Annotated in this window: 15 protein-coding genes and 1 tRNA gene; 6 read left to right on the plus strand and 10 right to left on the minus strand. The window is 60.5% G+C overall.

What is annotated here, in order from left to right:
- Positions 1-189: 189 nt before the first annotated feature.
- From LAN64_14495 to LAN64_14510, 4 genes are all read right to left on the minus strand, one after another.
- A complete protein-coding gene (locus LAN64_14495; protein ID MBZ5569047.1) occupies positions 190-813 on the minus strand; it encodes a response regulator transcription factor in 624 nt (207 codons plus the stop codon).
- Positions 810-1,487 (minus strand): hypothetical protein, encoded by a 678-nt coding sequence (locus LAN64_14500; protein MBZ5569048.1) that lies wholly within the window; start codon positions 1,485-1,487, stop codon positions 810-812. The genes LAN64_14495 and LAN64_14500 overlap by 4 nt, the downstream gene beginning before the upstream one ends.
- Before the next feature lie 570 nt (positions 1,488-2,057).
- Positions 2,058-2,753, minus strand: coding sequence for a response regulator transcription factor (locus LAN64_14505; protein MBZ5569049.1), 696 nt, complete (start codon positions 2,751-2,753; stop codon positions 2,058-2,060).
- Between the two features lie 378 nt (positions 2,754-3,131).
- Positions 3,132-4,187: an alpha/beta fold hydrolase gene (locus LAN64_14510; protein MBZ5569050.1), complete on the minus strand. Its 1,056-nt coding sequence runs from the start codon at positions 4,185-4,187 to the stop codon at positions 3,132-3,134.
- A 112-nt stretch (positions 4,188-4,299) separates the two neighbouring features.
- Here LAN64_14510 and LAN64_14515 point away from each other — a divergent pair, with 112 nt between their 5' ends.
- Together LAN64_14515 and LAN64_14520 are read left to right on the plus strand one after the other, a co-directional pair.
- Positions 4,300-4,491 (plus strand): zinc ribbon domain-containing protein, encoded by a 192-nt coding sequence (locus LAN64_14515; GenBank protein MBZ5569051.1) that lies wholly within the window; start codon positions 4,300-4,302, stop codon positions 4,489-4,491.
- Between the two features lie 136 nt (positions 4,492-4,627).
- Positions 4,628-5,335 carry a pirin family protein gene (locus LAN64_14520; protein ID MBZ5569052.1) on the plus strand — a complete coding sequence of 236 codons (708 nt, stop codon included), beginning with the start codon at positions 4,628-4,630 and terminating at the stop codon, positions 5,333-5,335.
- Here the strand turns inward: LAN64_14520 and LAN64_14525 are convergent.
- From LAN64_14525 to LAN64_14545, 5 genes are all read right to left on the minus strand, one after another.
- A complete protein-coding gene (locus tag LAN64_14525) occupies positions 5,332-5,817 on the minus strand; it encodes a MarR family transcriptional regulator (protein ID MBZ5569053.1) in 486 nt (161 codons plus the stop codon). The genes LAN64_14520 and LAN64_14525 overlap by 4 nt on opposite strands.
- A 155-nt stretch (positions 5,818-5,972) precedes the next feature.
- Positions 5,973-6,839 (minus strand): metal ABC transporter permease, encoded by an 867-nt coding sequence (locus LAN64_14530; GenBank protein MBZ5569054.1) that lies wholly within the window; start codon positions 6,837-6,839, stop codon positions 5,973-5,975.
- Between the two features lie 23 nt (positions 6,840-6,862).
- A complete protein-coding gene (locus tag LAN64_14535) occupies positions 6,863-7,786 on the minus strand; it encodes a metal ABC transporter substrate-binding protein (protein MBZ5569055.1) in 924 nt (307 codons plus the stop codon).
- A gap of 9 nt (positions 7,787-7,795) precedes the next feature.
- Entirely contained in the window at positions 7,796-9,058 is a 1,263-nt protein-coding gene (locus LAN64_14540) for a TonB-dependent receptor (protein ID MBZ5569056.1), read from the minus strand.
- 99 nt (positions 9,059-9,157) lie between these two features.
- On the minus strand, positions 9,158-9,748 hold the full coding sequence (locus tag LAN64_14545) for a hypothetical protein (GenBank protein ID MBZ5569057.1): 591 nt from the start codon (positions 9,746-9,748) through the stop codon (positions 9,158-9,160).
- A gap of 60 nt (positions 9,749-9,808) precedes the next feature.
- Here LAN64_14545 and LAN64_14550 point away from each other — a divergent pair, with 60 nt between their 5' ends.
- Positions 9,809-11,452: a hypothetical protein gene (locus LAN64_14550; GenBank protein ID MBZ5569058.1), complete on the plus strand. Its 1,644-nt coding sequence runs from the start codon at positions 9,809-9,811 to the stop codon at positions 11,450-11,452.
- A gap of 60 nt (positions 11,453-11,512) precedes the next feature.
- On the opposite strand, the gene LAN64_14555 is transcribed toward LAN64_14550, so the two are convergent.
- Positions 11,513-11,589, minus strand: a tRNA-Pro gene (locus tag LAN64_14555).
- 673 nt (positions 11,590-12,262) lie between these two features.
- On the opposite strand from LAN64_14555, the gene LAN64_14560 reads away from it, so the two are divergent.
- The 3 genes from LAN64_14560 to LAN64_14570 all read left to right on the plus strand — a co-directional run bounded on the left by LAN64_14560 (position 12,263) and on the right by LAN64_14570 (position 14,064).
- Positions 12,263-12,466 (plus strand): type II toxin-antitoxin system VapB family antitoxin, encoded by a 204-nt coding sequence (locus LAN64_14560; protein ID MBZ5569059.1) that lies wholly within the window; start codon positions 12,263-12,265, stop codon positions 12,464-12,466.
- A gap of 8 nt (positions 12,467-12,474) precedes the next feature.
- On the plus strand, positions 12,475-12,870 hold the full coding sequence (locus tag LAN64_14565; protein ID MBZ5569060.1) for a PIN domain nuclease: 396 nt from the start codon (positions 12,475-12,477) through the stop codon (positions 12,868-12,870).
- A gap of 345 nt (positions 12,871-13,215) precedes the next feature.
- Positions 13,216-14,064 carry a sigma-70 family RNA polymerase sigma factor gene (locus tag LAN64_14570; GenBank protein ID MBZ5569061.1) on the plus strand — a complete coding sequence of 283 codons (849 nt, stop codon included), beginning with the start codon at positions 13,216-13,218 and terminating at the stop codon, positions 14,062-14,064.
- Positions 14,065-14,089 lie beyond the last annotated feature (25 nt).

The raw sequence follows: 14,089 nt of genomic DNA on the forward strand, positions 1-14,089 counted from the left end.
CCCGCGCCGGGAAGATCGGAATCGGCCGTGCAGAAGTGGAATCTCGATGTCCCGCGCGAAAAACTTGGCGAACTCACGCAACCGAGTACGCCGCTGCCCGTGCCGAAATTCAGCTACTTACACCACGGGCTGCTAGGGAGATCGGTACTATGCCTTGGAGCAGGAGCGAGCAATTTGGTTGAAAGGACTCTACCTTGGGCTAGGGAGGCCCAGGCGACCTGTCATCCTCACCAAGTCTGCGAAAGAGTCTGCCTGCATCTTCCGCATGACGCTGGCGCGGTGAACCTTCGCCGTGATCTCGCTAATCCCCATATCGGCGGCGATCTGCTTATTGAGCCGGCCGGAGACCACCGGGGGGAGGATCTCTCGTTCCCGAGGGGTCAGGGATTCAAACCGCTCCTGCAGGGCTGCAAGTTCCGACTCTTGCTGGTGTCTGAGGCGGTCGCGTTCCAGTGCGAGCTGGATCGCATCCAGCAGTTCTTGATCGCGGAATGGTTTGGTCAGGAATTCGACGGCTCCCGCCTTCATCGCCCGGACCGACATTGGGATATCGCCGTGCCCTGTGATAAAGATGATCGGAATGCGAATGTTAGCGTCAGCCAACCGGCGCTGGAAGTCGAGCCCGCTTATGCCGGGCAATCTGATATCGAGGACCAGGCATCCCGGCGCATTCGGTCGCTGCCTCTGCGGAAAATCCTGTGCCGACCCGAAGAGTTCGACGTGCAGACCCACCGAGCGGATGAGACTCTTGAGTGCATCGCGGATCGATGCGTCGTCGTCGATGACGTACACGACGGGTGGAGGCTCGCTCATGCCGCCTTCTCTGCGGCGGGAAGATTGATTGTAAATACTGTGCCATGCGGCGAGAAGGGCGCAACCGACAAATGGCCGCCATGTGTCTCAACAATGGAGCGGCTGATCGGGAGGCCGACTCCGATCCCGCCGACCTTGGTGGTGACGAATGGCTCAAAGATGCGCGGAACCTGGTCCAGGTCGACTCCTTTTCCAGAATCGCACACCTGGATCAGCACACATTCGTGGCCGCTGGACGACCTGATAAGCAACGCCCGCTCCCGGGCGTCGATTGTATTCATCGCATCAATGGCGTTCAGGATCAGATTCAGCAACACCTGCTGCAACTGAATGCGATCGCCCGTAACCGTAAGAAGATCAGCCGCCAGCTCTGTGCGAACCGTGACTCCGCCCCTGGCCAGCTCGCTGCTGGTGAGCGCCAAACTCTGTCGGATGACTTCATTCATGTCCAGATGCTTCATCTCCGGTGCTGCCTTCGCCAGCAGTGCGCGTATTTTCTCGATGATGTCGCTGGCGCGATGCGCCTCTTGTATCGCTCTGGTGACGGCCGCTCGCGCCTTGTCCAGGTCTGGCGGTTGCATAGCCAGCCAGCGCAAGCAAGAGCTCCCATTGGTCACCACCGCCGCCAGTGGCTGATTGATCTCATGAGCGACAAAGGCCGTAAACTGATCCATGGTTGCGATGCGACCTCTCCGTTGCGAACTCGGATCGTTTCATCTCCGGTAACGCTATGGCTTCTAACTGTTCGCCTTTAATGTCCCATAGAGTTTCCAGTTGGCTGTGCGCCATTTTCCGCCAACCCCCGATTCCCCCCACTCTTGTCCACTTGTTCCGAAACTAGAACAGAAAAGAGTCCGGTCAACAGAGATGGCCTGCAACCGCTACGAAGGCGGACGACACGATGCCGATGGCGAGCGAAAGAATTACCCCATGCCAGCCACAGCCTACCGGGTCGTTGTGTACAACGCGTCCCAGCTAGCGGAGGCGATTTTTAGCAGCTGGGTACGCTCCCAGGAATGCGCGCAATTCCGCGCGCGGACTCTCAATATCGCCTGCTACAAGGACACGAATCCCCCCGCTGCCAGGCTCTTGAGTCCCCCAATGACATTGGAACCATTTTGGCACAGGACGCCGGTCGCGTCTGCCAGCCAGATTGTGGATGCCGCTGTCAGGAAATCCCGGTACAACAACGCGTCAGGGAATGCATGACCATCCCGTCCCGTCGACCCGGATTTCTGCTGGCCTCAAGAGTCGTTTTCGCGATTGTGGGTCTTCAGGATTCCACGGCTTAACGCATAGCGGATGAATTCCGGACGCGAGTGCAGGTCCAGTTTCTCGGCAAATCGGGAACGATACGTTTCCACTGTGGCCGGGGAAATGCCCAACTTGACTGCGATTTCTTTATGCCCGTGGCCATGCACCATCAAGTGCAGGACTTCTTCTTCTCGCCGGCTTAACACGCCATGGTGTGGGCGGCCTTGGTCGCCGACGAGAGCGGCGACGACTTCATCGCTGATGTCCGCGCAAATGTACTTGCGTCCTGCAGCGGCCCGCCGAATCGCCGCCGTCAGCGTGGCTACGGACGCGGTGTCGAGCACGCGCGCCGAGCCGCCTGCCGCAAAGAACTCGCGCACAGACTCGGCGTGCTTGTGCCGCGACAGGAGCACCACCGCGGGGTTGTTCGCCACACTCACCAATGTCTTAACCAACAGTACGTGACGTGGCTGAGGATCCGTAACGCTCATCAGAACCAGGTCTGGTTCCAGCTTTCGCGCTGTTTCCACTAAGTCTTCCATGCGCACGGCTCCTACAACGGAGACGTCTTTGATCTTACTGAGCATCGCTTGCAGTGCGGTCCGAATGATCAATGCCTCTTCGCCGAGCAACACTGTGATTCGTTTGCCGGCCTTGGCAGTTTCGTTCTTGTCTTCATTGGACATCTTTACTCACCCTTCAGCGCGTCGGCATAAGCGCCTCCGACGGGGCATGCTGTGGTATCGATCGAGCAGTACTGATGTCCAAGATTATCGCCCGCGATTCTGCGAGGAAGTCCTCACAGACGATCTTGTTCCGAAAATAGAACCAATCACTTACTAGCGTGCGCAGTATGCGCCGAATCTTTACAGCCTACCTAAGTATTACTTGCGGCTGTAGTTCCGTTTCGGAACTGGTGTCCAAAATTGGGTTGCGCTATGCCTCTAACGTTGGCACTGGGCTCCGATATGGTCTCGGCAGGAATACTACTGCTCGCCGCCATACTCTTGCGCTCCCGCGTCTCCAGCGCCCGGGATGGGGCAATCGCCAAGCGAAAATCTTTATCACTGGCCACTAACCACTGCTCCGTCTCCTGCACGTAAGTTTATGATTCCATTAGAGGCAGGGGGGCCGTCCAAAGTTTGCCGGAGAGTAATATTGCGGAAGAACTCGATGATCTGCCGCTCCGCCCAACGCCCGTCGCAGCCATTCGCTTTTTCGATGAACGCGCAATGGCCGCCGTGCTTGGTTTCGATGAAGCGCACGTTCCAATTCGCCCGCAGCGCCGCCCGCGTCTCCGGCAGGATGAGCACAAACGGATCGTCCTCGGAGTGGATGACCAGCGTCGGCACGGCGATCTTCGGCACCAGCGGCGACGCGCTCGCCCGCGCGTAGTAATCGGCGGCGTTCGCGAAGCCGCAGTAGCGTGCCGTGACTTCGTCATCGAAGTCGCGCAAGCTGCGCAGCGCGCGCCAGCCGGGACGTTGAAAAATTTCCGGAAACAGCTGCGCCTTGCGTCCCATGCTGCACCACAGCGAAAGCAGAAAGCGCCACTCGTAGATGCGGTTCGACGCACGATGCAGTTCGGCGGCGCTCGCCGCCAGGTCCATGCCCGGACAAACCGCGGCGAAGGCCTCAACTTCGCGCGGCGCGGCGCTTCCCCATTCGCCGGCCAGTTTGAGCACCAGGTTGCCGCCCATGGAGAATCCGGCGATCGCCACCTGCGGCAATCGGTCTCTCGTGATCAGCTCGTTCACCACCGCGCCGACGTCGCCGGAGAGGCCGGAATGGTAGAGCGTGGGCGCCAGCCCCTCGGTGCCGCCGCAGTTGCGCAGGTTCATGCGGACCACGTTCATGCCCGCGGCCCAGGCTTTGCTTCCGGTTCCGATGACGTAGGAAGACTCGCTGGAGCCTTCCAGTCCATGCACAATGACAATTGTCACCGCCGCGCTGCGCTCCTGCTGCCAGTGGCAATCGCAGCGCACCTGCACGCCCTCATCGACGGTGAACAAGCGGCCCTCGGCCGCGGGCAGCAGATTTCGCCGCGGCAGGAAATGCCCGGCGAGCGTCTGGAGGTGGCCGCCGCGCAGCCCGCGGCGCGGCACGAAGGCCTCGCTCACGCGCGTTGCCGGCGGAGTTCCGGCGTTGCTGGTTTCTTGCGTGGACACTTATAATTCAATGTAACGAAAGTTGAGGATTCTGCCTTTTATCTGGGACGAACCGAAAGTTACTATGCCCATCTTCGAGTACATCTGCAAGGACTGCAAGAAGCCTTTCGAGGCCCTGATCATCGGCTCGCGCCAGCCGGAATGTCCGAGCTGCCATGGCCGCAACCTGGCGCAGCAGTTTTCCGTCTTCGTTGCCGGGGCCGCGCACCCCGGCGCACCAGCGACCGCCGCCTGCGGCGCCGGGCCCTCCACTTGAGGGCTCTCCCGCGGGCCGGGCGCCTGCTGCATGGAATAAGCGGGGCGGGAAGCGCGAGTCCGAATACGCTTCAACGTTAAACTACTCCTGAATCTTGCTTCAACGTTCAAGCATCTCATGAGGCGGGAGATTGCTTATGATCACCATTCGTCCCGCAGCCGAGCGCGGCCATTTCGATCACGGATGGCTGAACACCTATCACACCTTTTCCTTCGCCGATTATTACGATCCCAAGCACACCCATTTCCGCAGCCTGCGCGTGATCAACGAGGACACCGTCCAGCCAAGCGGCGGTTTCGGCACTCACCCGCACCGCGATATGGAGATCATCACCTACATCCTGCAGGGCGCGCTGGCGCACCAGGACAGCCTGGGAACCGGCTCGACCATCGTTCCCGGCGACGTGCAGCGCATGAGCGCCGGAACCGGAGTCCTGCACAGCGAGTTCAACCACTCCAAAGACGAGTTGGTGCACCTGCTGCAGATCTGGATTTTCCCCGGCGAGCGCGGGCTCAAGCCCAGCTATGAGCAGAAGACCTTTCCGGCGCAGCAGAAGCTGAACCGCCTGCTTCTGGTCGCGTCACCTGACGCCAGCGATGGTTCGGTGACCATTCATTCGGATGCGCGGGTTTACGGCTCGCTGCTGGAGGCCGGAAAAAGCGTCAAGCACGAGCTGGCGAAAGGACGAGGCGCGTGGATCCAGGTTGTCAGCGGCGCGATCGAGGTGAATGGAAAGCGGCTCGCGGCCGGCGATGGCGCGAGCATTGAAGACGACAAGCTGCTGACAATCACGGGACGGTCGGAGTCAAAAACGTCGGAGTTTCTGCTGTTCGACCTTGCTTAAGTTGCCGCTGTCGGTTGTCGTGATTTCAGATTGCGCGCGGCGATGGTGGTGCCTAGTTTGCGCGCCAGCGCGGCGAGTGATTCCTGCTCCGTGGGAGTGAGAGCGGACATGGCGCCAACGATGCGTTCGACGTGTTGTGGAAACACCCGCGCAATCAGCTTTCGTCCCTTCTCCGCGATGGAAACCAGGTAATAGCGGCGATCAGCGGCCTGGCGCGTACGCGTGACCAGGCCGCGTTTCTGCAGGTTTCCCACCACCATGGTGAGGTTGCCGCTGGTCTTCAAAAGCTTGCGCGCGAGTTCTCCGAGACAGAGCGGACCGATGTGATAGAGCGCCTCCAGCACGCCGAACTGGCTGGGCGTGAGGCCGACGGAGTCCAACCGCGACATGAGGAACGAATCCACGGTGTCGGCGGCGCGCAGGAGCTTGACGTAAGCGTCGAGGGCGCGTTCCTCCCTAGCGGTGCCGTGGAAGTGTTTCATCGGAGCTTCAGTTTCAGCAGCGATGGTTCGATATTAAACCATTGTGGCAAGTTTCGAAATGCACGGAGCTACCCCGGCGCAGTGATACCACATCCTTTCCCGCAGGCCTGAGCTGCACACCCGCGGCACCGGATCCAGGAAATTGGAAAGCTGCCCTAGCGTCGGTCGTGGAAGACGGCTTCGCGTTCATGCAGCGGAATTGGGGCAATGCGCCAGATGAACTGGCGGACGAGGAACATGGCCAGCAGAACGCCGCCAAAGGTACACACGATGGTCGCGCCGGTAGGAAGATCGAGCCAGACGGAAAAATAGCAACCGAGGGCGGAGACGAGCGTGCCCATGGTCCAGCCGATGGCGAGGCGCGGGCCGATTTTGTCAGCGAAGAGCATGGCGCCAACCGACGGCACGATGAGATAGCAGAAGACCAGCAGCACACCGGCAATCGCCACCGAGGAGGTGACGACGAAGCCGAACGAGGCGTAGAAAAGAAAGTCCCACAGGCCGATGGAGATGCCGGACTGTTCGGCGAGCTTCGGGTTGGTGGAGATGAGGAGGAACTTGCGGCGAAAGATGTAGTGAAACAGGCCAATGCCACCATACAGGGCCGCGGTTTTCGCCACTTCGTGTCCGGAGACGGCGAGGATGTTGCCGACGAGCATGTCCTTGAGGTGCTCGGTTTCGCCGGTGGCCTTGCTCATGGCGAGGATGGCGGCGGCGGAGGCAACGGCGTAGGTAATGCCGATGAAGGCTTCCAGGGGAATGCGTCCGCGGTGGGCACGCACCAGGGCGAAGATGCCGGCGCCGAGGAAAGTGAAGACAAGGCTGATCCAGTAGGCGGCGGCGCCGTGCGGATCCATGCCGGCGAGGATGGCGGTGGTGGCACCGAGGGCGGCGATCTGGGCGAGCGCGAGGTCAACAAAGATGACGCCGCGCTCCACCACGTGCACGCCGAGGTAGGCGTGAATGCCCGTCAGGATCAGGCTGGCAAGGAACGGCAAGATGAGAAACGAAAGCAGCAACATTTATGTTTCCACCTGTACGGCGTCTATTTTGTCGCGTTGAAGGCCTTGGTCAGCAACCCAATATCGTAATCGAACAGCTTGAAATAGTCGGTCACTTGCTTCTCGCCGCCGACCGACGGCAGCAGCACCAGCACCTGCGCACCGGTTTCGCGGCCGATGCTGTTGGGAGTTTTAAGGTCGAAATACGGCTCGATGAGCATCACCTTGACATTGTCGCGCCGCATCATCTGGATGATATCGATGGTGTGCTGCGGGGTGGGCGGAATGCCGGGCCGCGGTTCGATGTATCCCATGACGTTGAGACCGAATCGCTTGGAAAAATTGGTCCAGGAGTTGTGATAGGTGACGACCTTGCGTCCGCGGAAGGGTTTCATCTGTTCGTCCCAGTTTTTCTCGGCGGCGGCGAGGCGCTTGTCGAAGTCGGCGAAGCGCTGCTGGAAGTAGCTGCTGTCCTGCGGGTCGAGCTCACCGAGCTTGGCGGCGATGCCCTTGGCGACGCGACGGCCGTTGTCGGGATCGAGCCAGTAGTGCGGGTTGCCGAGGGGATGGACATCGCCCATGGCGCGCGTGATCTGGCCGGTGGGGATCTCGAGGATTTCGGCAAACTGCGAGGCGTCAAGGTAGCCGGGCGCCCCGACCTGCACGCGTGCATTGCCGCATTGCGTGATCAGCGGCGGAAGCCAGCCAATTTCAAGCTGTAATCCGACGCTGATCAGCAAGTCGGCATTGCGGAGCTTGAGCAGAAAGCTGGGCTTGGCCTCGACGAAGTGCGGGTCCTGGTATCCCTTGGCGATGGACTCCACACTGATACGGTCGCCGCCGACTTCCTGGGCCAGCGCGGCGAGATCGGTGGTCGAGGTGACTACGTTGAGCTTCTTGGCGGACGCAAGCGGCGCGGCCAGCAAGGCCAGCGTCAACAGCGCGAACATCGTTCCAACAACCTTCACACATTCCTCCTAGAAAGGATGCGCGCCGTGCGCACCCAGGGAAAACTGCAATTGCATTAGGAACTCGTGCGCGTCGAAGTGCTCGGCATAGCGGGTCAACCGGTACTGGCCGCGGAGTTGGCTGAACTCGCTGGGCCAGTAGGTCAGCACGAGCGAGGCACCGCTGTCGGTGAGCGAATCGTCGCGCGCGCGGTCAGAGCGGTCGTAACGCGCGCCGGCAAACCAGCGGCGGCCCAACTGATAATCGCCCGAGGCATAAAAACCGAAGGAGCGCTGCAGGCGCGGCAATTGCTGGCGCTGGCTCCAGATGAACTCGCCGCGACCGACGAAGGATTGGTAAATCGAGCGGCGCAACGGCTTCCAGCGCAGGGTGGCGTCAACGCCATAGAGCTGGGTCAGAAAGCGGCTGCCGAGGTCGTTGTGCCCGCGCGCGTAGGAAGCGCCGATATCGAGGTTGGTGGACTCAGTGAGGTCGCGATAGCCACGCAGGTGGGCGATGGCGCTGACGTCACTGCGTCGCGACGAGGTGAAGACGTCGGCGGAGTCGCCGCGGAAGACCTGCCCGGTGGCTTCGAGGAAAAGCCCCTTGGGCGCAGGCAGAATGCGGGTGAACGACAGGCCGGCGTCGTTGATGCCATCTTCCCCGCCGACCAGGCTGTTGGTGACGAGCGGGCGGTCGGCCCAGGACAGCACGTGGTTGTGCAGCGTGTTCACCTTGCCGAAGGCAGCGCGCATCTTGCCGCCACGCGCGACGATGCCGGCGGGCAGCGCGGTGAAAGTGATGTAACCCTCTTCGAGGTTGACACCTTCTTCGCCGAAAGAGAGGAAGAAGTCGCCGCGCGCATAGGGATCGATGATCGCCTGGAGGCCGACCTCGGATTCGTGCATCTGGAAGGCGGGCGTCGGAGTAATGGGATTGTGACCCATGGAGCCGAGGAAATCGCCGATGACGCTGATGTCGGGATTGAGTGCCTTGGATGCGGCTGAGGCTCCGCCGTATACCGGCAACGCGCCGGCCTGCTCGGCGCCGCCGACCACAGGCGTGGCCGTAGCCTGCAGCGACGCAGAAGCGGGCGCGGTGGGAGTGGCTGCGGCAGCCTGGGCCTGCTGTTCCTGCTGCGCTTTGAGCATGCGCACCTGGCCTTCGAGCAGGATGATGCGCTCCTCGATCGCCTTGATGCGGTCGTCTTGGCTCTGCTGGGCGCGAGCCGCCGGCGTATTCGCCAAAACAATGAAGATCATCAATGCAACGCCCCAACGGCGGTTTTGCATGGGGAACCTCCTGCTTGCAATCAGAATGGCTGCCGATGTCCGCGAAATCGGACGCGCCCCGGCAACATCAATACCGGGATTGAAACGGCCGAGGAAGATTCAAGCCTGAGGCGGAGGTCGGGTGTACAGGGGAAAGGTTTTCGCCGATTCGTAGGAGCCGGCCTGCTGCAGGGGCAACGGCGCGGCGCAGGTGAAGCGCGGCAGGGGTGCCACGGGGGCGGCGCTGATGGTCACAGGAAAATGTGCGGCAAGACACAGGAGGCAGTGATGCGGCGTCAGCGGCGCGCTTTCCAGCGGGCCAACCGAGCGGTGAACGTGAATGGCGTCATAGGAAATGACGCACATGAGGAGCAGGCAAAGTACCGCGGCGAAGCTGGCCCGCCGCGGCTTGCCGCGAGACATCAGCGGCGTCGGACATTGTGCGATGCTCACTGGCAGTATTGTAAACCCCGCGTGCGGAAGAAGTTCCGAGCTGCAAGGCTGCTCATAAAGATGCGTGAAGGCGGCAGAAAGCTGCACAGCCAAGGGCCGATAGTCGTTGGACGGCCGAATGCTTACGCCCCCGGGCATGGAGCCGTTGTCCAGAAACGGTTGATCAGCGCCAAGGCGGAGCAGTGGCGCAAATTTCGATCCTGCCTTGAGCGTTGCGCCCGCCTGGTTCGATACCATGTTTTTGACGTGCGTGAGCAAGGCAAGCTTCGCGGATGGTCGGACGGCGTTGTCGGGTTGCTGCTTTTTCTTGCGACTGCCATGGTTGTGGTATGGCAGAACTCAAGGCTGGGTGTGTTGTGGGACCTCAGTTACATCCTGGAGAACGCGTACCGAATTTCCCTGGGGCAGGTTCCCTATCGAGACTTTCCGCTTCCCTATCCGCCTTTGACGTTCGTGACGCAAGCGGCGCTCATCAAGTTCGCCGGAAGAGCGTTCTGGCATCACGTGCTGTACTGCGCCGTGGTCAGCGGAGTCGCGACGGTGCTGAGCTGGCGAATTCTCCTGAGGCTGCTGCGAGGGGCGGTTGAGCGGCCGCGGTTCGTGGCATCGGTGCTGAGCGCGCCACTGACCGTTCTGGGGATTTACTGCATTTTCCCGCACCCGTTTTACGACTGCGACTGCACCTTCGCGATCCTTTTGTGCCTACTCTTGCTGCTGCACGTGGAAGAAAGGGGATTCCCTTCTACGCTGAGTTTCTTCAGCGGCCTGGCGCTGGTTGTGCCGCCGTTGGTGAAACAAAACACCGGGCTGGCGTTCCTCGGCAGCGCAGTCCTTGCGATCCTGGCACTGCTGATTTTCGACAGGCGACGCGAGCAAGCTGTACGCGGCTACGGCCTCATGCTCGGCGGCATCACCGCGGGACTGGCGTTGGCGGCGATGGTGATTCACTTCACCGCGGGGCTGCAGAATTATCAGCACTGGACGATACAGTATGCGGCCGCGCGGCGCATGCCTTCGCTCAGCAACATGCTGTCGGTGTACGACAACCGGCTTCTACTGTGGTGGCTGCCCGCGTTCGTTGCGGGAGCGCTCTTGCTATCGCTTCGCCGCGCCAGTAGCGGGTTGGTAATTTTCGCGGCAGTTCTGCTGTCAGTGCCGTTCCTAGGGACGTCGGCATGCCTGCTGGGCGGAAACGATTCATCCGACAAAGCGGAGTGCCTGTTATCGCTGTGGCCGTTTCTGCTGATCGTCTCGTTCCTGGCTTCGGTGTGGACCGCGCGCCAGCGAAAAGGCATGACGCTCATGGCGCCCTTCATTGTGATCGCGACGGTGCACGGGGCATTTCTGTCGCAGCAGGTCTGGGGCTCGACCTATGCACTGTGGCCGCTGGCTATGATTTTGATCGCCAGCACGTTGACGGGGCTTGCGGCGGGGTCGAAGGAACGCCCCGCAATCGAGGTCGTGGTTGCGCTGCTGATCGCGGCGCCGCTATGTATTTCCGGCGCGCACTACGTGTGGAACCATGAGCGACTGGACTACGCAAATGTCTCCGACGGCCAGCCGCAACATTCGACGCTGCCGGCGCTCCGAGGATTAACCGCGCGCGGCGCGTGGCTTCCGCAGTTCGATGAGCTGGTTGCGTATGCTAAAGCCGAGATTCCGGCTGAGGACGGACTCCTGATGATCCCCGGTGAAGACCTCTTCTCCTACGCGACCGGCCGAGAGCCGCGCTTCCCGGTGCTGATGTTCGACCACACCGTGAACCCGTACAGCCCCGAAGAAATCGCACAGATGGCGCGTGCGCACAACATACGCTGGCTGGTGGTGAAGCGAGAGTTACAACTGGAAGCCGACCCGGTCGAAGACAGGAATCGGCTGCTTGATTTGTTGCGCAAGGAATTCGCGAAAGTGGAGGAGTTGGATAATTACGACGTGTATCGGCGCGTCGCGGCACTGCAGTGAATTGCGCGCCAAAGACATACGCGGACACCGAATTCTGCGCTACACACGCAGAATAGAACTTGGTCGGGGCGATTGGATTTGAACCAACGACCCCCTGCGCCCAAGGCAGGTGCGCTACCAGGCTGCGCTACGCCCCGACATCCTAAGTTCTGATTCTACCGCAACTTACAGTTTGGTTCTAGCCTGCGATTCATCGCACTGTGCCAAAACTGCGCTAAAACCCGTCATTTTGGCACAGCAAATCACGAGACCAGGCGCCCGTAAGTTCTTGAGAATTAGTTGCCCCGCATACCCATTATGCTTGCCGGAAAAATGCGCGCCGCTTGAAAAGCACATGCGCTTCTTCTACACATTACGTCCAGTTTCCATGCCCCGAATTTCGCGGCTCGGCTCGTCCAGATAGGTCTACCGCAGAATGTCGTGTGGCTGTACGTCGAGTTGGCCCGACCGTTGGGCAACGGCAGGGTGGAAGCCACCGGACGACCGGAGGTCGGAGAGTTTGCGTCTCCTGCCTCAGGATAGATACCCGGGTCGGATTTCTAATGCCGAACGCAACGTTTTGACGCAATCGGAATTGACGCAACCTCGGTTGTGCTAGGCAAGAGCCGTTCAGCCTTGACACAAACCTTTGAGCTTGTCGGGCCCGGAGAGTGGTCGATAAGGGCAACCGGGCTGAAAGCGATCTCGCCTATAGCGACGAGGAGTATGGGGGGAATCGGTAGGATTCCGAACTCTCGACTGATTTTGGGGCACTGTTGACGAATACACAAAAAGATGAGATATTTACACATCAGGAGAGTTCCCGATAAGATGCGGACCAATATCGACATCGACGACCGTTTGATGCGCCAGGCGCTTAGGAGTAGTGGTGCGCGGACAAAGCGAGCTGTCGTGGAAGCTGGGCTGCGACTGCTCATTAAGACTCGTGCTCAAGCCACGATCCGCCGGCTGCGGGGTAAGATCCAATGGCACGGTGATCTGAACATCTCGCGCCTCGGGCGTATGTCGGAGTAGGATGCCGCGTGGTGATCGTGGACACTACGGTCTGGGTTGACTACCTGCGTGGTGCGCGGAACCCCGAAACAGACTGGCTAAACGTCGAACTCGATCGACGACGTTTTGGATTAACAGATCTGATCCTCTGTGAGGTTCTTCAGGGTATTCGCGACGATCTCTCCTTTTCTCGGGTGCAGCGCGAGCTCGGCAAGTTTGAGGTGTTCGAGACAGGCGGGGTGGAGCTGGCTGTTGCGGCGGCTCGGAATTTCCGGAAGCTTCGTCAACAAGGTCACACCGTGCGCAAGACCATCGATTGCTTAATTGCCACGTTCTGTCTTCGAGATGGGCATTCCCTACTGCACCGAGATCGCGACTTCGATCCGTTCGAACAAATCCTTGGACTCTCCGTTATCCGCCCATGAGTGGATGCCGAGGTTTCCTGCGCCGCGTACGTAACCAGCCTCCCCTGATCGTCGACCCCCTGGCGTTGGTCCAGGGGCTTATTGAACATCTTCTGCGGCAATCATCTGCTGTGTGCCCGCCTGTTCAGCGACCGGTTGAGCACGGAGACGATGCGGGCCAACCTGTTGCGGCTGTACGGCTTGCGCACCGCCACCTCATAACCGATTCGCGAAATGAGCTGCAAAATCTGCGAGAAAATGCCGCATACTCTACTCGAGGCTGAGTCCTGCTCTGACTCGTTTGGTTTACCGCAACCTACAACTCGGTCGCAGCCTTCATTCGGCCTAGGACTACACTAGGAGTGCGTGCGAACTGAACTGTTCCGGGCCATTGCCGAATTGAGAAACGACGATCCGGAGTCGATGGAGCGTGCACTCGCGCTTGTCCGGCAGACCGCCTTTTCCTTTAGCATGAAGGTGTGCGGTCATCGTGAGGACGCCGAGGATACAGCTCAAGAAACCCTGATCCGCGCGGTACCTGAACTCTCCAACTTTGATAGCCCAGAGGCACTCGCGGTGTGGTTGTACAAGGTTGCGCGCAGCCGCTGCCTGATGAGCCGGCGGCGCAGCAAGTTCGCCCCCAAACAAGACCTTTCGCTCGACGAACTCCTCCCCGACCGCAGCGAACTGGAGGCGCTCACCGCTTCCCGCGAAGGCGGCCCGGAACAACAACTCCTGCGTGCGGAGAATCGCGAAGAACTGCAGCGCGCGGTGCTGAAAATCCCGCCCGACTATCGCATGGTTCTGGTTCTCCACGACATGGAAGAGCTCTCCACCGCGGAGGTGGCGCGCATCACCGGGCTTCGCGAAGGCACAGTACGCGTGCGCTTGCACCGCGCCCGAGTCTTCCTCCGCAATCAGTTGGCGCGCAAGGTCAAAACCGCCGCCACCGGCGCAAAACCCCAGGCGGCACTGCGCTGCAAACGGCTGTTCTCCATGCTTTCCGATTACCTCGATCAGGAACTCGATCCCTCGCTTTGCCAGAACATGGAGAGCCACCTCGGCGACTGTTCTCCCTGCAAGGCATATCTGGCGAGCCTGGAGGAAACCGTCCGCCGCTGCAAGCGTCACTGTACCGAGGAACTCAAAACCAAGGTGCGCGCCCAGTTCCACGAACTACTTCGGGAATCCTCCGCCGCAAAAGCCGCCCGCTAGCCATTGGAATCACTGACAAGGCGCC

It is taken from the genome of Terriglobia bacterium (genome assembly GCA_020073185.1).
Classification (GTDB): Bacteria; Acidobacteriota; Terriglobia; order Terriglobales; family Acidobacteriaceae; genus JAIQGF01.